A 24573-nucleotide genomic window follows, 5' to 3' on the forward strand; every position below is an offset into this window, starting at 1 on the left:
TCGTTATTGCACCCAGGCCCCTTACTGCACCCAGGATTGGGTGATAATCCAGTTGAACTGCGGGTTGAACTTGAAATTGCCAATGCGCTTGCTGACGAAATCAAGCCGCTTCGGCGTGAAGAGGCCGACCGCCGGCGCCTTGTCGGTGACCTGCTTGTCGATTGCCGCCCACAATTTGTCGGCCGCCTTCTGGTCGGTCACGCCGAGGTCCAGCGCCTTTTGCATCTGGGCGTCAATATCCTTGTCGCAGAAGCCGGAAATGTTGATCGAGGCATCCGAGCCTTCGCGATAGGAAGCGCAGCTGAACAGGATGTTCAGGAAGTCCGACGCTGCCGGGTAATCCTTGTACCATTGGGTCACCGACATCTGCACTTTGTTGTTGGTATTCTGGATATAGGTGAACTGCAGGTTGGACGAGATCGGCTTGACGTCGGCGACGTAGCCGATATTGGTCAGCACGCTCTGCAGATAGACGCCGATCGACCGCGAGATGGCGGTGTCCTCGACGATGATGGTCACCTTCTGGCCCTTGGTGCCCGATTCCTCGACGAGCTGCTTGGCCTTCCCGACATCCGGAGCCGACCATTTGGCGCCCGGGTTCTTGGTGAAGGGGCAATAGTCCTCATGTCCGGGGAAATCCGGCGGCAGGACCTGGCAGACCGGCGAGGCCAGCACCTTGCCGCCGAACAGCTTGACCAACGTGTTGCGGTCGACCGCGTAAGCGACGGCCTGGCGGGCCTTTTCATTGTCGAACGGAGCCATGCGCGTGTTCAGCGGCGCGTACCACCAGGCCGAAAGCGGCGAGATATGCAGCTGGTCCATTGACTTGCTGCCAAGTTCGCCGAGGCGGTCGCTGGGCAGCGCGTCGAACATCCAGTCCGCCTCGCCATTTTGGATCGCCGTCACGGCGGCCTCTTCCGACAGGCCGAAATCATACTGCACGACATCCGGATAGCCGTCCGGCTGGGCTTCCTCGCTCCACTGCTTGAAGTTGGGGTTGCGGGAAACCGTCATGCCCTTGTTGGGATCGAAGGCCGAGATCATGTAGGGGCCGGTGCTGGGGATCGGCTTGGAGCCCATATCTTCCGGAGGCGTGTCCGCCGGCAGGATCACGGCATGCGGCAAGGCGAGCTTGTAGAGGATCTCGGCGTCCGGCTTGGTGAGATTGAGGGTGATCGTGCCGGCCGCCTCGTCGGCGACGACGCCGCCTTCCAGCGTGCAGCTCTTGGTGTCGGCCAGGCATTTATCGGCGCCGACAATGCCGGCATAGAAGGTGCCCGACGTCGGGCCGGAAATCTTGAAGATGCGCTGGAAGGACGCGACCACGTCCTTCACGCCGAGGTCCTGGCCGTTGGAGAACTTGATGCCCTTGCGCAGCTTGAAGGTGAAGGTCTTGCCGTCATTGCTGACCGTGGGTAGCGCCTCGGCCAGATCGGGGACAATGGAAAAGCCGTCGACGCCCTCGGCTTTGCGGAAGGCGACCAAGCCGTCATAGATCGGCTGGTACATCTGCCAGCCCTGGTCCGTGTAGTTGATATGCGGATCGAGGGTTCCGGCCGCCGATCGGGCGAGAAGGCGAATGGTGCCGCCGCGGTGTTCCTTGAGATATTCGGCATGCGCCGGAGCGAGCCACGAGCCGGCCAGCAATGCGGCGGCCGACGCCGCCAAAAGCAGTTTCTTCATGTCGTCATTCCCCTTTTCAGTTTTCGTTGTCGTCCAGGAAGTTTCCCACCACCCGCATGCAGAGATCCTGCTCCTCGACATGCGGCATGTGGCTGGAATGCTCGAATATCTCCCAGCGCGATCCCTTGATGCCGTCCTTGAAGGGCTGCACGGTCGCGGGCGTGGCTTCGTCGTAACGGCCGGAGATGAGGAGCGTCGGAACCTCGATGGCCGGCAGGCGGTCGATAACGCTCCAGCTCTTCAGCGTGCCTATGACGTGGAATTCGTTCGGCCCGTTCATCACATTGTAGACGGTAGGATTGCGCACGATCTGGGCGAAGGTCTCCGTCACCTCGGGCGGGAACGGCACGACCCGGCAGACATGCCGTTCGTAGAACCGCATCGTCGCTTCTTGGTAGGCAGCATCGTTCGTCGTGCCGGCCTGTTCGTGACGGGTCAGCGTGTCCTGCACGTCCCGGGGCAGATCGGCGCGCAGCCGGTTGGCTTCCTCGACCCAGAGCTTCATGGAAGCCGGCGAATTGGCGATGGTCAGCGACTTCAGGCCCTTCGGCCGGGTCACGCCGTATTCGGCACCCAGCATGCCGCCCCAGCTTTGACCCAGCACATGGAAGCCGCCGCGGATGCCGAGATGGTCGATGAGGTTCTCCAGTTCGTCGATGAAGAGTTGGGGCGTCCAGAAATCGGCGCCCTTTTCCGGCAGCAAGGTGGAATTGCCGCAGCCCAACTGGTCGTAGTGGATGACCGTGCGGCCGCCCCGGGCAAGAAGCTTGTAGGCATCGACGTAATTATGCGCGGCGCCCGGCCCGCCATGCAGGATGATGACCGGAGCCTTGCCGGCATCGGACTCGCCGCTGATCCGATACCAGGTCTCATAGGCGCCGAAGCCGGCCCACCCTTCCTTGCTGACGATCTCGGACGACATCCCGGCTCCCTCAGTGGTTGAAGACATCTCGCTGTCGCCTAGTTCGCCGCCCGGCCGGAGTGCACCCATTCTTCCAGCATCTGCACGCCGAAAGCCGTGGCGCCTTCCCGGCCCCGCGGCCGGTCCTTGTCGGCCAGTTCCTTGCCGGCAATGTCGAGATGCACCCAGGGACGATCCTCGGTGAAATTGCGCAGGAAGGCCGCGGCATAGGGCGCGTCGCCGTCTTCCATGTCCTTGGCGTGATGACGGATATCGGCGAAAGGCGAGTGCAGCCCCTCGTCATAGGCACGGTCGAGCGGCAGCTGCCAGAACCGCTCGCCGACCTTTTCCCCAGCCGCGATCATGCGCGAGGCAATGGTGTCGTCGGTGCTGAAAAGGCCGGCGAAGACCGAGCCGAGACCCCGCATCACCGAATAGGTCAGCGTCGCCAAGTCGACGATCACCGAGGGGTTGAAACGCGAGGCGGCATAATAGAGGCAGTCGGCCAGGATCAGCCGGCCTTCCGCATCCGTGTCGAACACTTCCACGGTCTGGCCCGACGCCGTCGTGACGATATCGCGTGACTTGAGCGCGGTGCCGGACGGCATGTTCTCGGCAATGCCGAGCACGCCGACGGCATGCACCGGGCTGCCTTGCCGGGCGAGCGCAATCAACAGCCCGACCACGGCGGCCGCGCCGCCCATGTCGGCCTTCATGTCGAACATCTGCTCGCCGCGCTTGATGCACAGGCCACCGGAATCGAAGCAGACGCCCTTGCCGACGAAAGCCAATGGCTGCGCGGGAGCGCCCTTGCCGCGATAGCGAAGGACGGCGACGCGCGGCGGTCGCGCCGAGCCGGAGCCGACGGCCAGGATCGCGTTCATGCCGAGCTCCTTCAGCCGTGCCGCATCGAGGATCTCGACATCGATGCCGGCCTCGCGCAGCGGCTCCAGGTGGTCATGGAAATTGTCCGGGTGGAGATGGTTCGGCGGCAGGTTGACCAGCGTGCGCGCATATTCGACGCCGTCGGCAATGGCATTGACCCGCGCCAGCGCCGGCTTCAGCTCCGGACCGGCCGCGCCTATCAATTGCACCCGCAAGGTGCGGTCGGCGCCTGCTCCCTGACGCCGGTTGCGCAGGTCGAAACGATACCGCCGCAGCCGCAGGCCTAGCGCGACCCGCGCCAGCACTTCCGCTGCGGGCAGGCCGACACCGGCGAGCGGGTCCAGCACGAGGGTGGCCGTGCATTCGCCCTTGCCTTCCAGATGCGCTGCAAGCAACCCGCCGGCGCGCGCCAGGGAAAGCGGGGTTACGGCCTCGGCCCTGCCCAAGGCCAGCACCACCACGCGCCGGACCGGTATCGTCTTCGGCGCGATGACATCGACGCAGGCGCCGGACTCCTCAAGCGCGGCCGGCTCGGAACACGCGCGGGACAAGATCCCGTTCATTTCAGCATCGAGCGCCGCTGCCCGTGGCCCAAAACCTGTTTGAGCGGTTTGCAGGATCACGACGACCGAGGTTTCCGCGGAAATCTCGTCCGCCGCTTCGAAGACCGGCGCCGGCGACTGAGGCATAAAGCTCGTTCTCCCATTCCGGGGCGCCTCGCCGAGGCTTAGCTTGCGTCATAGGCAAAGCTTCGCCGGCCACCGCCGGAAACCGGTGATCCCAGTCTCCACCGATGGTGGAATGGCATCGGAGTGCCCAAACAATCGTTTTCGGATGGCGACTTGGTCGCTCTTGCCTTTTGGGTATCCCTGAACCGGCCAGGCGATCAAACGCCAATTTTGCCCAAGTCGATTGACAAAAACTCAACTGACATTTCATGATCGGCCAATGGCCCTGCCCTCACTCAATGGCATGCGCGCTTTCGAGGCCGCCGCGCGTCTCGGCAGCATCAAGGATGCAGCGGAAGAGCTGCATTTGACGCCTTCGGCCGTCAGCCGCCACATCCGCGCGCTTGAGAAGAACCTTGGCCAGGACCTGTTCGAGCGCGGCTTTCGCCAGATTACGCCTACCATCAGGGGCTCATATTATGCGCGCTCTCTCTCAGAGGCATTCGAGGCCATCTGGCGTGCCACCGACGATGTCAGCTTCGTCCATGGTCACGGCAGGACGCAGCGTGTCAGGGTTCTCTGCGTACCGGCGGTCCTGAACCTTTGGCTGGCGGACCGGCTGCCGAATTTCCGCAAGCAGCATCCAGCCGTGGACCTGGAGATCTCTACCTCGGGCAAGCGCGCCAACTTCGATTTGGCCATTGTTGACGAGTTCGTCTACAAGGCCGGCCCGGCCCTGACGCTGCTGATCCCGCTGGTCCTGACCCCGGTCTGCGCGCCCTCGCTGCTCGAAGGACCGGTGCCGCTCAGAACGCCCGCCGATCTCGTCAATCATCATCTGATCCACGAATGCGAGAGCATGCGCTGGCGGCGCTGGCTGGAGCAGGAGGGCGTTCTGGACACCACGCCGAAATCCAGCACGACGCTCGACGACTGCACCTTGATCATGCGCGAGGTGATAAACGGCGCGGGGATCGCTCTGGCCGATACCATGATGGCGCAGGACCTTCTGCAGCAAGGCAAGCTTGTCGCTCCTTTCAGCGCCCGCCACACCTACCCCGCCGGCATCTATCTGCATCAGCGCCGCAGCATCGGGAACAAGCCCGGAACCGGCCTGTTTCAGGACTGGCTGCTCGCCGAGATCACCGACCATAAGCGCGCAATGGGTATCGCGTAGCACATCGGGAAGGTCCGCCGTCCAAAACGGCGCGCAACAAAAAAGGCGGCAGCCGATGGCCAGCGCCCTTCCACGTCCTGAAGCGTTGCTCAACCCTTGATGGTGGCGGTCAGCTCGTCATAGGCCTTGCAGGCTTCGTCGAGCGTCGTGGCGCCCTGATACTTCGTCGTCACGGCCTGCACCTTGGCGGTCAGATCGGCCGCCTTGCTCGGATCCTTGGTGATGGCTTCCTGGAGCGCGGCAGCCATGTCCTGCGCCTTCTTGGCGGCGATTTCCTGCGTGCATTCCGGCCCCTTGGAGCAAGCCGAACCGGCCAACGCCGCAACACCCACGGCAACGAGCAAAAACTTCTTCATGTCAATCATCTCCTCAAAAAAAGGCAGCCGCCCATCGCCGCTGCCTCCACTAGCCGAAGCCGAACGTGCCATAACCGCTGATTGTGGCGTGACGCAACGACCGGGCCGCATAAACTTGTGTAATCAGGTTGCAACGTCGCGGCGTCCGTGTTGAGGCCGCCCGATGCATGTCGCCCAAAGCGCGCAGCGGTTTTGGGTCGACGACAGGCATAAAGCAACAAGCTAAAGCGCGTCGTACGAGGCCATTCAGACGCGACGGCTTTAGAGCAATCCCAGGAAATGTGCGAAACGGTTTTCAGCCCCGAAAACAAAGAGATAGTGCGTCTCACCGTTTTCGTGAAACGATGAGACGCTCCATGTCAGTTGGAGCAAAGTTCACCCGCGAGGCTGTAGCAGCGCCAGCACGACCGTCAATGCGGCAAGGACGACGGTAATGGTCAACGGTCCAGAGGCACCATAGGTGTCCACGACATATCCGCCGAGAACCGCACCAATGGTAATGGCAACCTGGAAAGAGACGACCATCAGGCTACCCGCTGCTTCCAGCGCATCAGGCGCCGCGCGGGACAGATTGGTCGGCAGCACGACCGGCGCCATGCCGAAGGCCAAGCCCCAAATGGTGACGAATGCGAAGGCGACGGCGATGTGCACGCCCCAAAGCACCAATGCCAGCGCCGCAAACGCCATCAATGCGGCGTTGCCCGCGAGCGCCATGCGGATATTGGCATCGGCCATGCGGCCGCCGGCAATATTGCCGATCACAGCGGCGATGCCAAATCCGAGCAGGGCCAAGGCAATTGGCGCGGTCGCCAGGAGCGTCACATGTTCGAGGAAGGGGCGTACATAGACCGAGCCGGCAAAATGCCCTGTCATCAGCAAAAGAATGGCCAGCATGCCGAGTTGAATGCCACGCCGCCGTGTCAGCCGAAATACATCCGCAAGACTATTGCTGGCCGTGGCCGGCAGGGTCGGCAGGCTAACCAACTGCAGCAGCATGGCAATCACTGCCAGCCCCGCTGTCAAGGCCATGGCGCTGCGCCATCCCAGCCAGTCGCTGATCAACGCACCGACCGATGGCGCGGCAATGGTGGCGAGCGAGACGCCGAGGGTGACGATAGCCATGCCCCGACCTGTCGCATTGGCGCCAACTAGCCTGGCCACGACGGCAACCGAGAGTGCCCAGAATGCGCTGAGAGCGATTCCGAGCCCGGCCCGGCCCAGCAGCAACAGCCAGAAATTGGGCGCCAGCGCGGCAAGGAGGTTGGAACCGACCGCCAAGGCGCTGAGGCCAACCAGCACCGTCTTGCGGTTCAATCGGCCGATGAGAACATTGCTCAACATGGCCGTCACCGCGCCGACTGAAGCCGTGGCGGTGACGACCTGTCCGGCGGTTCCTTCGCTGATGCCGAGGTCCCGCGCCATCGGCGTCAACAGGCCTGCCGGCAGAAATTCGGCTGATACCAGGGCAAAGCTGGTGGCCGCCAATGAAATGACCGCAAACCAGGTAGCTGCGTGCCACGTGGCTGGCGCGGCGTCATCGAGGTCTATCGCCGCGTCTTCAAGCTGTAACGTCATGTCTGTCACTGAAAAATCTCCAAGGTTTGGAGGTCTTCAATAGACGAGTCGTTTCGGATGATATGTACCTTAAAATCCGAAATTCATGTCCGTTCGTCCGGAAATTGTGCGGCGCACAACGCCCGGCGAGACATTGGTGATGCGTTTGAACGCGCGCGCGAAGGATGCTTCGCTATCATAGCCCAAACGGGTAGCGACCTCGGCAACCGACAGGCCGTTTTGCCCCAGCAACTCGCGGGCAAGCTGCATCCGCAGACGGGCAAGATAGTGGGCAGCGCCCTCCCCTAACACAGCGCTAAAGCGCTCGGCGAAAATCGAGCGCGATTGGCCTGCCAGGCCGGCAAGGCTTTCCAGGGTCCAGTTATGGCCGGGGTCTCGGTGCATGGCTGCCAGCGCGCGGCCGATATGAGGGTCGCGGATGGCGGCGAGCCAACCGGTGGTCGAGGCCCCAGTGCAATTGACCCAGCAGCGGATGAGCCGGGCGGTCAGCAAGTCCGCCATACGGGACAGAATCGTGGCGCTGCCCATCTGCGGTTGCGCGGCCTCGGCCGTCATAGCCGCCAGCAAAGGACCGACGACCGGATCGTTGCCGGCCACATCGCACCCTTTGATAATAGGTGGCATCAACGTGATCAGTGGATTGAGCGCACAGGCGCCCAGGGCCATGGAGCCGCAGAAAAGGGTGCTTGTCGCTCCCGTCCCTTCCCGCACCACCTCACAGACATTGCTTCCCAACTTGGTCACGTGGCAACTCTCGAGCGAGTCGCCTGCAACGTCCGGCGCGCTGGCCAACCGGTGGGCGAGGCCTTGCGGCAACAGCACCAGATCGCCATCGCGCAACTCCTGCCAGCCTTCCGCTTCGGTATAAATCCAGCATGGACCCTGGCCGACAAAGTGAAAGCGAAGCAGCTTCTGTTGCGGAAAGGCGATGCTCCATGGATGCCGGAGCTCGCAGCGGCCATAGTTGACCCCACTCAAGCGAAAGTCCTGCAGGACTTCACTGAGCGCATCCATCGGGATATGCAGAGGCGGGCGGGACGAATAGTCAGGCATTCGGCTACTGTATATGCCGAACGTCCGGCAGGCAAGCGGAGGCCGCTTCAACGGCACCCTACCCTTCAAGTCAGTCCGCCCGCCCTTGCCTCTCCCTCCCTGTGCATGCAAGGAGTGCTTGAGCAACTGGATGACAGGCATGGCAGCTGAGGCATCGAACAGCGATCTGGTGCAAGTGGTGGCGCTGCTTGCTGCCGGCGTGGTCGCCGTGCCGATCTTCAAGCGCATGGGGCTCGGCTCGATCCTCGGCTACCTCGCCGCCGGCGTCGTCATCGGTCCGTTCGGCCTGCGCATCTTTTCTGAATCGGAAGCGATCCTCCACGTCGCGGAGCTCGGCGTCGTCATGTTCCTGTTCATCATCGGCTTGGAGATGCAGCCGTCGCGGCTCTGGGGGCTGCGCCGCGAGATCTTTGGACTTGGCGCGCTGCAGGTCGGCGTCTGCGCAGTCCTGCTTACTCTCGTCGGATTGGCCGGCGGATTTCCGATCGCGCAGTCCTTTGTCGCCGGCGCCGGCTTCGTCCTGACCTCGACGGCCATCGTCATGCAATTGTTGGAGGAGCGCGGCGAGATCGCCACGCCGAAAGGCCAGCGCATCGTCTCCATCCTGCTGCTCGAAGACCTGATGATCGTGCCGCTGCTCGCGCTTATTGCGTTCCTTGCGCCCGGCGGCGCCGAGACCAGTTTTTCTGAGCGGCTGACCGAAGTCGGCATCGGCATCGCGGCGATCGTCGGGCTGGTCGTGGCCGGTCGTTACCTGCTCAATCCGCTCTTCCGCATCCTGGCCGATGCCCGCGCCCGCGAAGTCATGACCGCCGCGGCGCTGCTGGTGGTGCTGGGATCGGCCCTGGCCATGCAGCTTTCCGGCCTGTCGATGGCCATGGGCGCCTTCCTCGCCGGCGTGCTGTTGTCGGAATCGACCTTCCGCCACCAGCTCGAAGCCGATATCGAGCCGTTCCGCGGTATTCTGCTCGGCCTGTTCTTCCTCGCCGTCGGAATGTCGCTCGACCTTGGCGTCGTCGCCCAGAACTGGCGGCTCATCGCCATCTATGTCGTCGCCTACATGGTCATGAAGGCATTCGGCATCTACGTCGTCGCGCGCATTCTGAAAAGCGGCCATCGCGAGGCGCTCGAACGCGCCGTCTTCATGGCGCAGGGCGGCGAGTTCGCCTTCGTGCTCTATTCGTCCGCTGCCGCGGTCGGCATCATCGACGGCCAGGCCAACGCCACGCTGACTGCCATCGTCATCATCTCAATGGTGCTGACGCCGCTCGCGATCTTGGCGCTCCGTTACCTCACCCCGCGTGACGAGCAGTCCCTCGACGGCGTCGACATCGCCGACGGCCTCACCGGCAGCGTGCTGATCATCGGCTTCGGCCGCTTCGGCCAGATCGCCAGCCAGCCGCTTTTGCTGCGCGGGATGGACGTCTCGATCATCGACAACGAGGTGGAGATGATCCAGGCGGCGGCCGATTTCGGTTTCAAGGTCTATTACGGCGACGGCACGAGGCTGGACATCCTGCATGCGGCCGGCGCCGGGCGCGCCCGCGCGGTGCTGATCTGCGTCGATAAGCCCGACGCCGCCGTGCGCATCGCCCAATTGATCAAGGCCGAATTCCCGCTGGTCACCATTCTGGCGCGCGCCTTCGACCGCGGCACTGCGCTGCAGCTCGTACGCGCCGGCGTCGACTATCAGCTGCGCGAGACCTTCGAATCGGCGCTGGTCTTCGGCGGCTCCGCGCTGGAAGCGCTGGGCGTCGATCCCGAGGAGGTCGCCGAAGTCATGGAGGATGTGCGACGCCGCGACGAAGCGCGCTTCGAGACGCAATTGGCCGAGGGCGTGCGCGCCGGCCAGCGTTTCCTCAAGGGCAATATAGGCACTCCGATCCCGACGCCGCTTACCCAGCCGCGCCGCGCCGGCCGCGCGCTGAACCAGGAAACCGCCGTCGTGCTGAACCAGGCAGAGACCAAGAACTGAGGGGCAAATATGGCAGGGCTTGATCCACGAGCGCTTTCGGTCATCAAATTCTGGCGCGACGCCGGCGAGGACGCCTGGTTCGAAAAGAGCGACGCCTTCGACGCCGATTTCCGCAGCCGCTTTCTCGAGTTGCATTACGCGGCGGCGCGGCGTGAATGCGATGACTGGAGCGCGCATGCCGAAGGATCGCTGGCGTTGATGATCCTGCTCGACCAGTTTCCACGCAACTGCTTCCGCGGCACCGGCCACGTGTACGCGACCGATCCGCTGGCCAGATACTTCGCCGACAGGGCAATCGCCGCCGGTCAGGACCTTGAGCTGGAAGAACTGTTTCGCGTCTTCCTCTACCTGCCCTTCGAGCATTCCGAAGTGCTTGCGGACCAGCAACGGTCGGTCGAGCTAACGCTCGCCAGGGCGCCCGACTATCTGAAATACGCCTAGGAGCATCTGGAGATCATCCGGCGCTTCGGACGTTTTCCGCACCGCAACCGCATGCTCGGCCGCGAGACGACGGCCGAGGAGCAGGCATTCTTGGACGGCGGCGGTTTTTCCGGCTGACCGGTCGGCTTTGGAGCAATTCCAGGAAAAGTGTGAGCGGTTTTCCGTCCGGAATTGCGACAATTCAAAATCAGACCAGCCACCATTCCCGGCCCGACGGCAGCCGCTCGATACCGGACGTGTCGACGGCTTTGAGCCGTTCCGACACGCTCCTGCCGCCGACCGAAAGCCCTGGCGCGATTTCGGCCAGAGGCGCCAGCACGAAGGCGCGCTCCAGCATGCGCGGATGCGGCACTTCGAGCCCGGTCTCATGGATCACCCGGTCGCCGAACACCAGGATGTCGATGTCGATAAGGCGCGGCCCCCAGCGCTCCTCGCGCACGCGCTTCAACCGCCTCTCGACGTCGAGGCAAAGCTCGAGCAGCGCGCGTGGCGAAAGCGCCGTCTCGATCGCGGCGGCGGCATTGAGGAAATCGGGCTGGTCAAGCTTGCCCCAGGGCGGCGTGCGGTAAAGCGAGGAGACGGCGGTAATACGCGTTTGATCGTCGCCGTCCAGCATGCGCAAGGCCGCGCCCATGGACTTCGCCGGATCGCCGAGATTGCCGCCGAGACTGAGGTAGACGGCGCTATTCTGGCCAGACAACGGTCACCTCGACATAATCGAGCACGCCCGGCACCGGGGCGTTCGGTTTGCGCACGGTGATCGCGGCTTTCCTGATCTGAGAGAACCGGGTCGTCAGCGCCTTCGCCACCTCCAGCGCCAGCGCCTCGATCAGGAAGCGGCGATGTCCGGTCACGATCTTCTCGATGACCGAGAAGGCGAGGCCGTAATTGACGGTGTCCTCGATGGAATCTTCGGTCAGCGGCCGGCTGGGCTCGACCGTCAGCTCGGCATCGACATAGAAACGCTGGCCAAGCGTCTCCTCCTCGTCCAGCACGCCGTGGCGGGCGAAGAAGGCACAGTTCTTCATGCGGATGACGTACATGATCAGTGTCCGGGAGCAAGCTCGGTTTCGCGTTGAAGCATAGCATCGGTCAGTGCCAGCGCATCCACGTTGATTGCGACATCGTGGACGCGAAAGAGGTCGGCTCCTTTCAAGCGCAGGATGACGCTGGTGGCCGCCGTGCCGGCTGCCCGCTCGCCCGGCTCACGCCCGGTCGCGGTACCGATGAAGCGCTTGCGCGAGGTCCCCGCCATCAGTGGATAGCCGAGCGCCTGAAGCTCGGAAAACCGCGCCATCAGGTCGAGGTTTTCCTCCGCCGTTTCCTTGGCGAAGCCGAAGCCGGCATCAAGCACGATCTGGCTGTCGGCAACCTTGCCGGTGCGCGCGATCTCCAGCGATTTGCGCAGGAAAAGAAACTGGTCCTCGATCACGTCGGGCAGCTTCTGTCGTTCGCGTCCAGTATGCATGATGACGAGCCCGGCGCCGGTCTCGGCGGCGACGCGCGCAATGCCAGGCTCACGCTGCAGCCCCCAGACGTCGTTGACGATATGGGCGCCGGCGGCGACCGCCCGCCGCGCCGTATCCTCGCGATAGGTGTCGGCCGAAATCAGCGCGTCGCCGGAAGCGGCGAGCGCCGCGATGACCGGCAGCACGCGCGCCTGCTCCTCTTCGGCGGCAATCGGTGCAAAACCCGGCCGGGTCGATTCCCCGCCGACATCGATGATGGCCGCGCCCTCCTTGACCATGCGGCGCGCCTGCTCCAGCGCCTTCTCGGGCGCGATGAACAAGCCGCCGTCCGAAAAGCTGTCGGGCGTCACGTTGAGGATGCCGGCGACGACCGCCTTCGGACCGAGGTCGAGATAGCGTCCATGCGCCAACTGCCATCGCCTTATCGTCATTGTCCATCAACCATGCGTGATCCGCGCGAAATCAATTCCGTTGCGCTGGCGACGGCCCTAAAGCAAGGTGCGTGAAGAGGCAATATGATGAACCGTTCCCTGCTCTGCGCCCTGATGCTCTCGATCACCGCCCTGCCGGCGGGCGCGGCCAATCTGGTGAAGACCTACAGCTATTTCAGCGTCGGCGGCCGCACGCTCGACGATATCCAGAACCAGCTCTCGAAAAACGGGCCCGAAGTGAAGAGCACCGGCTCGCGGCACCCGGGCGCCACGCAGATGGCCTTCACGACCCGCATCAGCTACGCGCAGAGCGCCGGGTCCTGCCGCATCGCCGACGCGGCCGTCACCGTGAAGGTCAAGGTGATCCTCCCCGAATGGCGGCGCCCGCGCAAATCCGATCCCGGCGTCAGGCTGGTCTGGGACACGCTCTCGGCCGACATCAAGCGGCATGAGGAGCGCCATGTCGAGATCGCCAAGAACCATGCGCGCCTGCTCGAGGATGCGCTGAAGGCACTCCCGCCGCAAAAGACCTGCGAGCAGGCGAAGCTCGAGGCCGCTGCGGTCCAGGCAGCCGAGCTCGCCAGGCACGATCAGGACCAGGTCCGCTTCGACCGCGTCGAGAGCGTCAATTTCGAAAGCCGTATCCTCCGACTGATGCGCTACCGGATGCAGCGCGTCGAAGCCGGGCAACTGCCGCCGCCTTGACCTGAGGCAAGCCTTATCCGAGGCCAATTTCGCCCAAGCATGGTGCCAGACCGGGAAAACTTTCAAAGGACGGTCGAAATCGGTCTATATCGCACGACATATAGCGGGTTCCAAACGCTCGAGCCGCTATCCACGATGAGAAATGACAGGCGCGACCGGCAAGAGCCGTTTGGCGCGCCAAGCATCAGCCTTTGAAAGAACGACGTATGGATCAGACCGTCGAGACGTTGGCACCGAAAGCCGCGCCGCTGATGAGCGAGAGCGAGAAGAATACCATCATCGGCGGCGTGCTGTTGTCGATGTTGCTGGCGGCTCTTGACCAGACCATCGTGGCCCCCGCCCTGCCGACGATCGCGGGCGCGCTCGGCCATGCCGAGTACCTGCCATGGATCGTCACCGGCTATCTTTTGACCGCAACGGCCGTGGCGCCGCTCTACGGCAAGATCTCCGATGTCTATGGACGCCGGCCGGTCATCCACGCCGGCATCCTCATTTTTCTGCTCGGGTCTCTGGTCAGCGCGCTCGCGCCCAACATGCTGGTGCTGATCATCGGCCGCGCCATCCAGGGCGCCGGTGGCGGCGGTCTCTTCGCGCTGGCCCAGACGGTCATCGGCGATCTCGTGCCGCCGCGCGAGCGCGCCCGCTACGCGGCCTGGATCTCCGGCACCTGGGCGGTGGCCAGTGTCGCCGGCCCGCTGCTCGGCGGTGTCTTTGCCGAACACCTGCACTGGTCGTTGATCTTCTGGATCAACCTGCCGATCGGCTTCCTGGCCATGGCCATCGTCAACAACCCGCTGAAGAAGCTGCCGATCGCAGCCAAACATCACAGCATCGACGGTTTGGGGGCGGTGCTCCTGGTCATCGCGACCACGCTGCTGCTCCTGGCGCTCAGCTGGGGTGGCAGCACCTATCCCTGGTTCTCACCGGAGATTCTCGGGCTCGTGGCCTGCTCTGCCGTGTTCTGGTTCTTCTTCGCGCTGAGGCTGCTGAGGGCGGCCGAGCCTTTGGTTTCGCTCGAAGTGTTGGGCAACCCGATCGTGCTCGCCGGCACGCTGTCGATGTTCCTGCTGCAGGCCGCCAACATCGGCGCGTCGGTCTACCTGCCGGTCTATTTGCAATCGGTCGTCGGGCTTTCCGTGAGCGAATCCGGCACGGCGATGCTTGGCCTGCTGCTCGGCACCGTTGCCGGCGCCACTTTCAGTGGCCGCATGATACCACGCTTCGTCCACTACAAGCGCATCGCCATGATCGGGATCTGCCTGGCAATCCTGTGCATAGGCTTGCTCAGTGCCATTGCGGGACACGCCTCGCTGCTCGAAGTCGAAATCCTTACCACGCTGATCGGCCTGGGCAGCGGCACGACCTTTCCCGTCAGCACCGTTTCGGTCCAGAACGCGGTCGACCGCGCGCATCTCGGTGTCGCGACGGGCGTCCTGACCTTCCTGCGCACGCTGGGCGGCGCGCTAGGCGTCGCCATGCTGGGCGCCGTTGCGCTGGGTTTTGGCCTGCCCTTGGCCGCCGAAGGCCCGCAGACGCACATCCAGCTGACATCGGCGACGCCGTTCGTGATGATCTTCCTTACCGCCGGCATCATCCTTGTGCTGGCGCTGATCACGCTGGCCTTGATGCCGGAAAAGGAACTGCGCGGCCACGACGAGAACGCCGCGCCCGTGCTCGCGGAGTAGATCGCTTGAAGGTGTGTTGAGATTCAGGTCAGGCCGAGTCGAGAAGGGCAGTTTCCGAGAACCGGCCTACGCCGGCTGTAGGCTTCGTAGAGCGAAGACTCTGATGAGGGCTTCGGCCGGCGAAGGCCGGAGCGGAGCGTACCTGAAGTACGTGAGCACCGGAAGAGCAGGAAGCTGCCGTTCGCAGGCCGGCATCACCTGAATTCAATACGCCTTAGTCGTGGACGCCGAGCTTCTTCTGCAGGCTGGTCGATGACGTCGTGTACTGGAAGACGATACGCTCGCCCGGGCTGACGATGCGCTTGGCCGCCTGCGCCATCAGCGCCACCTCGTGGAAGCCTGACAGGATCAGCTTGAGTTTGCCGGGATACCAGTTGATGTCGCCCACCGCAAAGATGCCCGAGACCGACGTCTGGAACTTCTCGGCATCCACCGGGATCAGGTTCTCGTGCAGGTTAAGGCCCCATTCGGCGATCGGCCCGAGCTTCATGGTGAGGCCGAAGAACGGCAGCATACGGGTGCACGGCACCTCGACGTCGCCATCCGGGCCGCCCTTGATGGTCGCCGACGATAGTTGGCCGTCCGCGCCGGCAAGGGCGCTGACCTGACCGACCAGGAATTCGAGCTGCTTCATCTCCTGCATGGCATACATCTTGTTGACGCTGTCGGGCGCGGCCCGGAATTCCGGGCGGCGATGGACCAGCGTCACGCTTTTGGCGATCGGCTGCAGGTTGAGCGTCCAGTCGAGCGCCGAATCGCCGCCGCCGACGATGACGAGATCGTGGCCGCGAAATTCCTCCATGCGCCGGACGGAATAGAAGACGCTCTTGCCTTCATACTCCTCGATGCCGGGAATAGGCGGGCGCTTGGGCTGGAACGAGCCGCCGCCGGCCGCGATCACCACCACCTTGACCTCGAACAGCTCGCCTTCGTCGGTGGCGACGCGGAAACTGCCGTCCTCCAGCTTTTCAAGGCTCGAGACCATGCGGTTGAAGGTGAACTCCGGCTTGAATGGATGGATCTGCTCCATCAGCTTGTCGACGAGACCCTGGGCCGAGATCTTGGGCCAGCCCGGAATGTCGTAGATCGGCTTTTCCGGATAGAGCTCCGCGCATTGCCCGCCGGGGCGATCGAGAATGTCGATGAGGTGGCATTTCATGTCGAGCAGCCCGAGCTCGAACACGGCGAACAGGCCGACCGGCCCTGCCCCGACAATGAGAACGTCCGTCTTGATGGTCTCGGTCATGCGCTGCGCCCCGTTGGCAAAAACGGTGCGAGACTGCATGAGCTATCGCCTGCTGCCAAGCAGCCAGCGCGAAAGAATATTGGGAAGCAGCCAAGGTGTGTCGAGATTCAGGTCAGGCCGAGTCGAAAATGGTGGCTTCCGAGAACCGGCCTATGCCGGCCGTAGCCTTCACAATTCGGAGGCCCTTATGAGGCCTTCGGCCGGCGAAGGCCGGAGCCCTCAAAGTACGTGAGCACCGGAAGCGCGGGAAGTCGCCATTTGCAGGCCGGCCTCACCTGAATATCGACACGCCTTAGCCCTGCCGCTCGGGGACCCGAACAACCAGCCCGTCAAGCGCGTCGCGCACCTTGATCTGGCAGGAGAGGCGCGAATTCGGCCGGACATCGTAAGCGAAGTCCAGCATATCCTCTTCCATCGCCTCCGGCTCGCCGACCTCGGCCGTCCAGGCCTCGTCGACATAGACATGGCAGGTCGCGCAGGCGCAGGCGCCGCCGCATTCGGCTTCGATGCCGGGCACCGCATTGCGGATCGCGTTTTCCATCACCGTCGAGCCGTTTTCGGCGTCCACGTCAAATCGGGTCCCGTCATGGGCGATGTAGGTCAGCTTGGTCATTAAGTCACCTGAGGAGTCGCAGCCGAGATAATCACTCCACCGGACAAGTCAACTGCGGCGCGAAAGCGCCACGAAATGACGTTTTCAAAAGATAACGCTAGCGGCTGATGCCGGCGATGAAATCGCGCACTTCCTCGATCAGGGTGCCGAGCCGCTTGAGCGCCCGCACGTCCTCGGGCTGCTTTTCGATGATCGCCGCGCAGTCGGCAACCGCAAAGGCGCCGATGCCGCGCGCCGAGCCCTTCAAGCCATGCGCCAGAAGCACCCGCTGCCTGATGTCGGCATCGGCGATCTGGTCGCGGACGGTGAGCGATTGGTGCACGAACAGCGCCAACACCTCCCGTTCGAGGTCGCGGTCGCCCATTGTCTGACGTGCCAGATGACCGAGGTCCACAGGTCGGGCTCCGGCCGTTCCGGAGACATCTCCCCCCGGCATGGAAAACGCAATACCAGTTTCGCCACGCATACGCACTGCAACTCCCTCAAGCGGGCAGACGGGCCCAGGAAATAGGCGATTCCGGTCGCCAACGGGTTAACGATTGCAGGGGAAAAATGTTGTCACGGGGGCGGCCGGATCACGCTTCCGTTAACCTTATATTTAAAGTTTTACGTATCGCCCTGAATGCATGTTTTCTTTACCCCTGTGTGTCATTACGATACGAAGGTCCATTTTTCAGCCTCCTGCTCGGGATAGACAAGCCAGAATCGGGCCAGAATCAGGCCAAAATGATAAGTCCCGCGGCAGCTAGTACAGGGTAGCGAAGGCATGGCTAAGAAACCAACGACGACCAAGTCTCTCGAGAATGACGTAGCCGCGGAATTGGAAAAGGCGCTCGACCTTGACCTTGCCGGCGACGAAGGCGGGCTCGATATGGCGGCGTCGATGGAGGACCTCGAAGCGCAGATCTCGGCGGCAGCCGACGAGCTGGCGCGCGAGGGCCGCAGCCATAGAGCGGAGCCGGCAAACAATCCCCAGCCCCCCAAGGCGCCCGCGGCCAAGCCGGCCGACCTGCGCCCCATCGAGCCGCGCAACGGGCAGCCGTCCGGCTTTACGCCTCCCGCCGGCTTCACGCCCGCCAATGATGACCGCCAGAAGGACTACAAGACGCTGCTGCACAGCCTCAACCGGCGTGCTTCGAGCACCGTCTACTGGGTGATCGCCTTTATCTCGCTGGCCTGGATCGCCGGCGCCGGCGGCCTGGCCAATCTCCTGTTCGGCCCCGGCATCTGGAAGATCCGCACCTTCGACCAGTTCTTCGCCCGCCCTGAGCTGATCGGCCTGGTGGTTGCCGCGATTGTTCCGGTCATTCTGTTCTGGGCGTTCGCCGCCATGATTCGGCGCGCGCAGGAAATGCGCCTCGCCGCGCAATCCATGACCGAGGTCGCCTTCCGCCTGGCAGAGCCGGAAAACCTCGCCCAGGACCGTGTCATGATGATCGGCCAGGCCGTTCGCCGCGAGGTGGCGGCCATGGGCGAAGGCATCGAGCGCACCCTGGCCCGCGCGGTCGAGCTCGAAACGCTTGTCCATGGCGAAGTCAGCCAGCTCGAACGCTCCTATTCCGAGAACGAGGCCCGCATTCGTTCGCTGGTTGACGGTCTCGGCAGCGAGCGCGAGGCGGTCATCACCCATGCCGAGCGCGTGCGCGCCTCGATTGCCAGCGCTCACGAGACGCTGCGCGACGAGATCGGCTCGGCCAGCGACATCATCCGCGACTCGATCCTCAACGCCTCGACCAAGCTGTCGATGACGATCAACAATTCGGGCGACACGCTGATCGATCGCATCAATGAAAGCTCGACGTCGATCTTTGATTCGGTCGAATCGCGCCTGGACAGCATCACCGACCGCCTCTCGACCTCCGGCGAGGCTTTCGCGAGCCTGCTCGATACCCGTATCGCCAAGCTGACCGACACCACGGACGGCCTGACCCGCTCGCTGACCGACCTGCTCGACGACCGCACCAATGGCATGGTCTCGTTGCTCGGCGGCGCGGCGCGCACACTGAACTCGGAATTCGAGGCGAGCCTCAGCGGCATCGAGCGGACGCTGGCCGAACGCGGCCAGGCGCTGATCAGCGAGTTCCAGACCCGCGCCGAGGCGCTCGACACCGGCACGCAGAAGCTCAACGCTGCCCTCGAAGCGCGCGCGCGTCAGATCAACGAGACGATGGTGGAGCGTGCGAAGGAAATCGCCCACGCCTTCGCCGAGAGCAAGGACACGCTGTCGGCGATGATCGATCAGGGCAAGACCCAGATCGGCGCCGATATGGCCGACATCATCTCGTCGACCTCCTCGATGCTCGAAGCCCGCGCCACCGACTTCGCCGGCCGCATGGAAGCGGCCCGGCATGTGGTGTCGCGCTCCTTCGATTCCGACATCCAGCGGCTGGCCGATGCCCGTGTCGGCATCGAGGAAGCCGTCGAGAACCACAGCCGCGCCCTTTCCGAGAGCCGCGAGCGCATGGCCGCCGCCATGCAGGAGGACCTGGCGAAATTCGCCGAAGGCCGCGCCGCGATCGATGCCGCCGTCACCAACCAGGTGCAGAAGCTTGCCGAAGGCCGCGGCCTGATCTCGCGCGCGCTGGAAGAAGACCTGCGCAAGGTCAACGAATCGCGCGCCGCCATCGACGCCTCGCTGGGCAGCCATCTGGAGCAGCTCGAACAAGGCCGTAATCGCCTGTCTCAAGCCTTGAACGAAGACTCCGGCAGGCTTGTCGAAGCCCGTACAATGATTGACGAAATGGTCGCCGGCCATGTCGGGAAGCTGGCCGAGGGCCGCAACATCCTGGCGCGCGCCCTGGAGGCCGATCTCGGCAAGCTGCAGGACAGCCGCGCCTCGATCGACGGCCTTGTCGCCGGTCAGGTCGAGAAGATCGCCGAGGGCCGCGCGGTGCTCGCCAAGGCGCTCGAAACCGACATCGTCGGCATCAGGAGCCTCATCGAGACCCATTCGACCAAGCTCGCCGAGGACCGCGGCGAGCTCAGCCGCGCCCTTGAAAGCGATCTGAGCGGCATCCGCGGCCTGATCGACAGCCACGCCGGCAAGCTCGCCGAGGACCGCAGCCTGCTGTCGCAGACGCTGGAAGCCGACCTCGCCAAGCTGGCCGAAAGCCGCGCCTCGATCGACGGCCTTGTCGCCGGCCAGGTCGAGAAGCTCGCCGAAGGCCGCGACATCCTCAAGCGCGCCCTGGAGGCCGACCTCAGCACCATCAAGGGTGCCATCGCGGGACACTCGGACAAGGTGCTGGAAGATCGCTCGCAGCTTTCGAAAGCGCTCGAAGCCGACCTGCAGGCCGTCAGCGGCGCCATCGCCGACCACCAGAACCGGCTCGTTCAGGACCGTTCCGTGCTGTCGAAGTCGCTGGAGGACGATCTCGCCAAGCTGGCGGAGAGCCGCTCCAGCATCGACGGGCTGGTCGCCGGCCAGGTCGAAAAGCTTGCCGAGGGCCGCGACATTCTCAAGCGCGCGTTGGAAGCCGACCTCAACACGATCCAGGGCGCGATTGTCGATCATTCGCAGAAGATCACCGACCACCGCGCCGAGCTTTCGCGCGCGCTGGAGGCCGATATGGCCAATGCCAGCGGCCTCATGCAGACCCATGCCGACCAGCTGTCGCAGAACCGCGCGACGCTATCCAAGGCGCTCGAGGACGATCTCGCCAAGCTCGCCGAGAGCCGCGCCGGCATTGACGGCCTGGTGTCGGGCCAGGTCGAGAAGCTCGCCGAAGGCCGCGACATCCTCAAGCGTGCGCTTGAAGCCGACCTTGCCAAGCTCGCTGAGAGCCGCGCCTCGATCGATGGTCTCGTCGCCGGCCAGGTCGAAAAGCTTGCCGAAGGCCGGGACATCCTCACGCGCGCTCTTGAAGCCGATCTCGCCAAGCTGGCCGAAAGCCGCTCCGGCATCGACGGACTGGTCGCCGGCCAGGTCGAAAAGCTCGCCGAAGGCCGCGATATCCTCAAGCGCGCCCTCGAAGCCGACCTTCAGAAGCTGACCGAAAGCCGATCCGAGATCGACAACGTCATCGCCGGCCATGTCGGCAAGCTGGCCGAGGGCCGCGACATGCTGGCCCGCGCCCTGGAGGACGATCTCGCCAAGCTCGCCGATGCGCGCAAGGACGTCGATCGTTCGGTTTCCGGGCATATCGACCAGATCGCCGCCAGGAGCGGCGACATCTCGGCGGCGATTGCCGCCGACGTGGAGAAGATCGAGCAGGCCTTCAGCCGGCAGACCGGTGTCATCGAGGAGCGCGCCGGCACCATGGAGCGTGCGCTGTCGACCGGTGTCGACAACGTCCGCGGCGTACTTGAAAAGACCGCTGTGTTCGTGGCGGGCGCGCTGCGCGACAAAGTCATGGAGATCACCAGCACCCTGCATGAACAGGCCGGAGCCGCTTTCAGCGACGCCGATCGCAAGATCGCCGAGCGCGCCGAGCAGACCTCCGCCGCGCTGCTTGCCAGGGCCGAGGACATCGCCCAGGCCTTCGAGGCGGCCGATCGCCGTCTGCACGAACGCGCTCAGGACACGTCTAACATGCTGATGGCGCGCGCCGACGACGCATCGAACGCGCTCATGGCCCGCGCCGAGGAAACCGCCGACAAGCTGGCCACGCGCGCCGGCGAGATCGCCAACACCTTCGACGCGGCCGACCAGAAGCTGGTTGCCCGTGCCGTCGAGACGGCGCAATCGCTGGCCGCCCGCGCCGGCGACATCCTGCGCAACTTCGAGGGCGCCGACGAGCGACTCTCGATGCGCATCAGCGAATCGGCCGAAGCGCTGGCTGCTCGCGCCACCGATCTCGGCCGCATCTTCGACAGCGCCGATCAGCAGTTGATGGCGCGTATTGCCGAAGGTTCGGAAGCGCTTTCCGCTCGCGCAGGCGAAATCGGCCGCATCTTCGACGACGCCGACAACCGCCTGGTGTCGCGCATTGCTTCGACCAGCTCGACCATCGGTGAGCATGCCGACACGATCGTCGGCGCCTTCGCCGCCACCGAGCAGCGCGTTGCCGACCGCGCCCGCCAGACCGGCCAGGAACTTGCCGTGCATGCCCGCGAGATCGAGCAGGCGCTGGCCGGCGCCGACGAGAGGCTTGCCGCAAGTGCCGCTGCCGCCGCTTCCCGCGTCGAGGATCAGGTCGCGAGCGTGGAAAACCGCCTCGCCTATTCCGCCGAGACCATGGGCCAGAAGCTCAACGAGCAGGTCTCCAGCGCCGAGGCCCAGCTCATCTCGCGCGCCAATGTCATCGCGGAGACCTTCACGGCGGTCGGCCAGCATATCGGCCAGAGCACCAACGAGGCCGCGCGCACGATCGGCGCCAACACCCGCGAGCTCAACACCATGCTCGCGGCGCGTTCGGCCGAGATGGCGAGGATCCTCGACGAGACGGCCAAGCCGTTGGTCGAGCGCTTCGCCCAGGGCGGCTCCGAACTGCAGCGCAGCATGGAAGAGGTCGCCGAACGCGCGGCCGAGAAGCTGCGCAGCGAGAACACGAACCTCGTCAATGCTCTCGCCAGCCGCACGGCCGAGACGCTGTCGGCCGTCGAAGGCGCTCGTTCGTCGCTTGCCGACAGCGTGGCCGATCTCATCGGCCGCATGACGACCTCCAGCGCGCAGCTCGGCCAGCTCATCGAACAGGCGGCCGTCAACCTCGGCCAGGTCGAGGAGCGACTCTCGGGCAGCACGCAGAGCTTCGCCGCAACCACGGAGAAGGCCGCCCAGACCTTCGCCAGCTCGGCGCGCCTCGTCGATTCCAACACGACGCGGCTCACCGACCTGTCCTCGGCGACGCTGCGCGAGGTGGCCTCGATCGCGACCAAGTTCGACGAACACAGCCGGCTGCTCTCCAGTGCCTCCAACCTGCTCAGCTCCGCGCAGAGCAATCTCGAGCACACGCTGGAGCGCCAGTCCTCGCTGGAAGATCTTGCCGTCGGCCTGGTCAAGAAGTCGGAAGACCTCGAGAAGGTGATGCGTTCCTTCGAAAGCCTCGTCGGCCAGACGATGCAGACCGCGGAAGGCCGCACGATGGAATCGGCCGAAAAGATCCGCACCACCATCGCCGAAGTCGTCGATTCGGCGACGCGCCGCTTTGCCGACGCGACCGAGGAGATGCGTCGCACCGCGAGTTCGATCAAGAGCGAGCTCGACCTGACCCGTGCCGAGCTGAAGAAGGGCGTCATCGAGATGCCGGAAGAGGCCAAGGAATCCACCTCGGCCATTCGCCGCGCGGTTGCCGAGCAGATCAATGCGCTCAAGGAACTGTCGGATATCGTTGCGAAATCCGGCCGCAGCGGCAGCAGCGAGCAGGGCGAACCGCGCGGTCTGCGCCCTGCTTCGCAAGCGCCGGCCCGCGCCGCCGAGCCGCCGCTGCGCCGCACGCCGGCTCCGCAATCTCAGCCGCAGCCGCAACCGGTGTCTCGCGCTCCGGAGGCGCCGCTTGCTGAGACCACCCTGCGCGGCACGCTCGACCTGGAACGTCCCGCCGAGGCGCCGCGCCGCGAGAACGGCAAGACGTCGCCGCAGGGCGGCTGGGTGCGCGACCTGCTGACCAACGCCTCGCGCGAGGAAGAGCTGCGGCCGGCAGCGCCCGCGGAAGCGCCGCGCCCAACGCCTGCCCAGCGCTCGCCGCTGCACGTCATGGAGTCGCTCAACTCGCTCTCCGTCGACATCGCTCGCGCCATCGACCATGACGCCTCGATCGAGCTCTGGAACCGTTACCGCCGCGGTGAGCGCGACGTCTTCACGCGCCGCCTCTACACGCTCAAGGGCCAGCAGACCTTCGACGAGATCCGTCGCAAGTATCAGGCCGAGGCGGAATTCCGTGCCGCGGTCGACCGCTACTGCGAGGATTTCGAAAAGCTGCTCAAGGATGTCTCGCGCAACGACCGCGACAACATCATGGCCCAGACTTATCTGACCTCCGACACCGGCAAGGTCTACACCATGCTGGCCCATGCCAGCGGCCGGCTGCACTGACGCCGCCAAGCGGAATCAGAACTAAAAAGGCGGGTCTCGACCCGCCTTTTTCATGTCGATGATTTCGATTGTCGGCTTGGCCCGAGCTCAGATCGTCGAATCCGTCCAGCGGACGATGTCCTTCGCCGCCTGTCCAAAGGCGCTGTCCAAGGCGTCGACATAAGCCGCATTGCCGCCGCCGGAGACCGGCGCGCTCGCGGTGAAGCTCTTCGAAGCGCGCACCTCTCCATTGCGGTCGTTCAGGATGCGCACGAACAGATCGACATCGGCATGCTCGCCACCATCGACGCGCACCTCGAAGGAGCGCACCTCGACGATGATCTGGTAGTCGATCGCCAGCCCCTCACCCGGCTTGCCGACGCCGGCAAAGCTGCCGGAGCGCTGGAAGGTTTCGGCCAGCCTTGCCTGGACGATCAGCGGCAGCCGGTCCGCCCATTGCGCGCCCTTCAGGAACTGGATCGACCGGTCGGAAGGCCTGATGACAATGTTCTGGCTATCCAGCGCCTTGAGCGCCGACGGCTGGGCGATCAGGATCTGGCGACGGCTGTGGGCACGCACGTCGACCGACGGCGCCGACAATTCGAACGTGTCGAGCGGCGCCGGCTTGGCGCCCAATGCCGCGCAGCCGGCAAGCGCAAGCACCAGCAATGCTGCCGCGGATGATCTGAAAGTCCCCGCCACCACCCTCACCGACTTCACGCCTGATCCCCGTCATCCCCGGATCTTACGATCAACCC

At 64.4% G+C, this 24573-nt stretch carries 18 protein-coding genes and 1 pseudogene; 6 read left to right on the forward strand and 13 right to left on the reverse strand.

Going from position 1 to position 24573, the window contains the following annotated elements:
* Positions 1-21: 21 nt before the first annotated feature.
* The 3 genes from LB553_RS07565 to LB553_RS07575 are packed head-to-tail and all read right to left on the reverse strand — an operon-like array spanning position 22 to position 4158.
* Positions 22-1683 (reverse strand): ABC transporter substrate-binding protein, encoded by a 1662-nt coding sequence (locus tag LB553_RS07565; RefSeq protein WP_224512027.1) that lies wholly within the window; start codon positions 1681-1683, stop codon positions 22-24.
* 16 nt (positions 1684-1699) lie between these two features.
* Positions 1700-2605 (reverse strand): proline iminopeptidase-family hydrolase, encoded by a 906-nt coding sequence (locus LB553_RS07570; protein ID WP_224512279.1) that lies wholly within the window; start codon positions 2603-2605, stop codon positions 1700-1702.
* Positions 2606-2643: 38 nt separating this feature from the next.
* Positions 2644-4158 (reverse strand): leucyl aminopeptidase, encoded by a 1515-nt coding sequence (locus tag LB553_RS07575; protein WP_224512029.1) that lies wholly within the window; start codon positions 4156-4158, stop codon positions 2644-2646.
* A 259-nt stretch (positions 4159-4417) separates the two neighbouring features.
* Here LB553_RS07575 and LB553_RS07580 point away from each other — a divergent pair, with 259 nt between their 5' ends.
* Positions 4418-5314 carry a LysR substrate-binding domain-containing protein gene (locus LB553_RS07580; RefSeq protein WP_224512031.1) on the forward strand — a complete coding sequence of 299 codons (897 nt, stop codon included), beginning with the start codon at positions 4418-4420 and terminating at the stop codon, positions 5312-5314.
* A gap of 89 nt (positions 5315-5403) precedes the next feature.
* Here the strand turns inward: LB553_RS07580 and LB553_RS07585 are convergent, their stop codons facing one another.
* The 3 genes from LB553_RS07585 to LB553_RS07595 form a co-directional block, all read right to left on the reverse strand.
* A complete protein-coding gene (locus tag LB553_RS07585) occupies positions 5404-5670 on the reverse strand; it encodes a hypothetical protein (RefSeq protein WP_040982305.1) in 267 nt (88 codons plus the stop codon).
* 375 nt (positions 5671-6045) lie between these two features.
* Positions 6046-7254, reverse strand: coding sequence for an MFS transporter (locus tag LB553_RS07590; protein ID WP_224512034.1), 1209 nt, complete (start codon positions 7252-7254; stop codon positions 6046-6048).
* A 60-nt stretch (positions 7255-7314) separates the two neighbouring features.
* The gene (locus LB553_RS07595; RefSeq protein WP_224512035.1) at positions 7315-8298 is read right to left on the reverse strand and encodes an AraC family transcriptional regulator; all 984 of its coding nucleotides are present in this window, start codon (positions 8296-8298) and stop codon (positions 7315-7317) included.
* Positions 8299-8437: 139 nt separating this feature from the next.
* On the opposite strand from LB553_RS07595, the gene LB553_RS07600 reads away from it, so the two are divergent.
* Positions 8438-10273, forward strand: coding sequence for a monovalent cation:proton antiporter-2 (CPA2) family protein (locus LB553_RS07600; RefSeq protein WP_224512037.1), 1836 nt, complete (start codon positions 8438-8440; stop codon positions 10271-10273).
* Positions 10274-10282: 9 nt separating this feature from the next.
* Positions 10283-10831: pseudogene (locus tag LB553_RS07605) on the forward strand (DUF924 family protein).
* Between the two features lie 70 nt (positions 10832-10901).
* On the opposite strand, the gene folK reads toward LB553_RS07605, so the two are convergent.
* From folK to folP, 3 genes are read right to left on the reverse strand one after another with little or no spacing between them, the layout of a single operon-like run.
* Entirely contained in the window at positions 10902-11414 is a 513-nt protein-coding gene (folK, locus tag LB553_RS07610) for a 2-amino-4-hydroxy-6-hydroxymethyldihydropteridine diphosphokinase (protein WP_224512039.1), read from the reverse strand.
* The gene (gene folB, locus LB553_RS07615) at positions 11398-11757 is read right to left on the reverse strand and encodes a dihydroneopterin aldolase (protein ID WP_224512041.1); all 360 of its coding nucleotides are present in this window, start codon (positions 11755-11757) and stop codon (positions 11398-11400) included. The genes folK and folB overlap by 17 nt, the downstream gene beginning before the upstream one ends.
* Positions 11758-11759: 2 nt before the next feature.
* Positions 11760-12614, reverse strand: a complete 855-nt coding sequence (gene folP, locus LB553_RS07620; RefSeq protein WP_224512043.1) for a dihydropteroate synthase — start codon at positions 12612-12614, stop codon at positions 11760-11762.
* A gap of 84 nt (positions 12615-12698) precedes the next feature.
* Here folP and LB553_RS07625 point away from each other — a divergent pair, with 84 nt between their 5' ends.
* Together LB553_RS07625 and LB553_RS07630 are read left to right on the forward strand one after the other, a co-directional pair.
* A complete protein-coding gene (locus LB553_RS07625) occupies positions 12699-13319 on the forward strand; it encodes a DUF922 domain-containing Zn-dependent protease (protein ID WP_224512045.1) in 621 nt (206 codons plus the stop codon).
* A gap of 206 nt (positions 13320-13525) precedes the next feature.
* A complete protein-coding gene (locus LB553_RS07630; protein WP_224512046.1) occupies positions 13526-15004 on the forward strand; it encodes an MDR family MFS transporter in 1479 nt (492 codons plus the stop codon).
* Between the two features lie 214 nt (positions 15005-15218).
* On the opposite strand, the gene LB553_RS07635 is transcribed toward LB553_RS07630, so the two are convergent.
* The 3 genes from LB553_RS07635 to LB553_RS07645 all read right to left on the reverse strand — a co-directional run bounded on the left by LB553_RS07635 (position 15219) and on the right by LB553_RS07645 (position 17329).
* A complete protein-coding gene (locus tag LB553_RS07635) occupies positions 15219-16250 on the reverse strand; it encodes an NAD(P)/FAD-dependent oxidoreductase (RefSeq protein WP_224512280.1) in 1032 nt (343 codons plus the stop codon).
* A gap of 292 nt (positions 16251-16542) precedes the next feature.
* Complete coding sequence (locus LB553_RS07640) at positions 16543-16863, reverse strand: 2Fe-2S iron-sulfur cluster-binding protein (protein ID WP_041000712.1); 321 nt, start codon at positions 16861-16863, stop codon at positions 16543-16545.
* Between the two features lie 97 nt (positions 16864-16960).
* The gene (locus tag LB553_RS07645) at positions 16961-17329 is read right to left on the reverse strand and encodes an Hpt domain-containing protein (protein WP_224512047.1); all 369 of its coding nucleotides are present in this window, start codon (positions 17327-17329) and stop codon (positions 16961-16963) included.
* A 300-nt stretch (positions 17330-17629) separates the two neighbouring features.
* Here LB553_RS07645 and LB553_RS07650 point away from each other — a divergent pair, with 300 nt between their 5' ends.
* The gene (locus LB553_RS07650) at positions 17630-23836 is read left to right on the forward strand and encodes a kinesin (protein ID WP_224512048.1); all 6207 of its coding nucleotides are present in this window, start codon (positions 17630-17632) and stop codon (positions 23834-23836) included.
* A gap of 87 nt (positions 23837-23923) precedes the next feature.
* On the opposite strand, the gene LB553_RS07655 is transcribed toward LB553_RS07650, so the two are convergent.
* Complete coding sequence (locus LB553_RS07655) at positions 23924-24535, reverse strand: ABC-type transport auxiliary lipoprotein family protein (protein WP_224512049.1); 612 nt, start codon at positions 24533-24535, stop codon at positions 23924-23926.
* Between the last annotated feature and the right edge of the window lie 38 nt (positions 24536-24573).

This window comes from Mesorhizobium sp. CA8 (genome assembly GCF_020164955.1).
Taxonomy (GTDB): domain Bacteria; phylum Pseudomonadota; class Alphaproteobacteria; order Rhizobiales; family Rhizobiaceae; genus Mesorhizobium.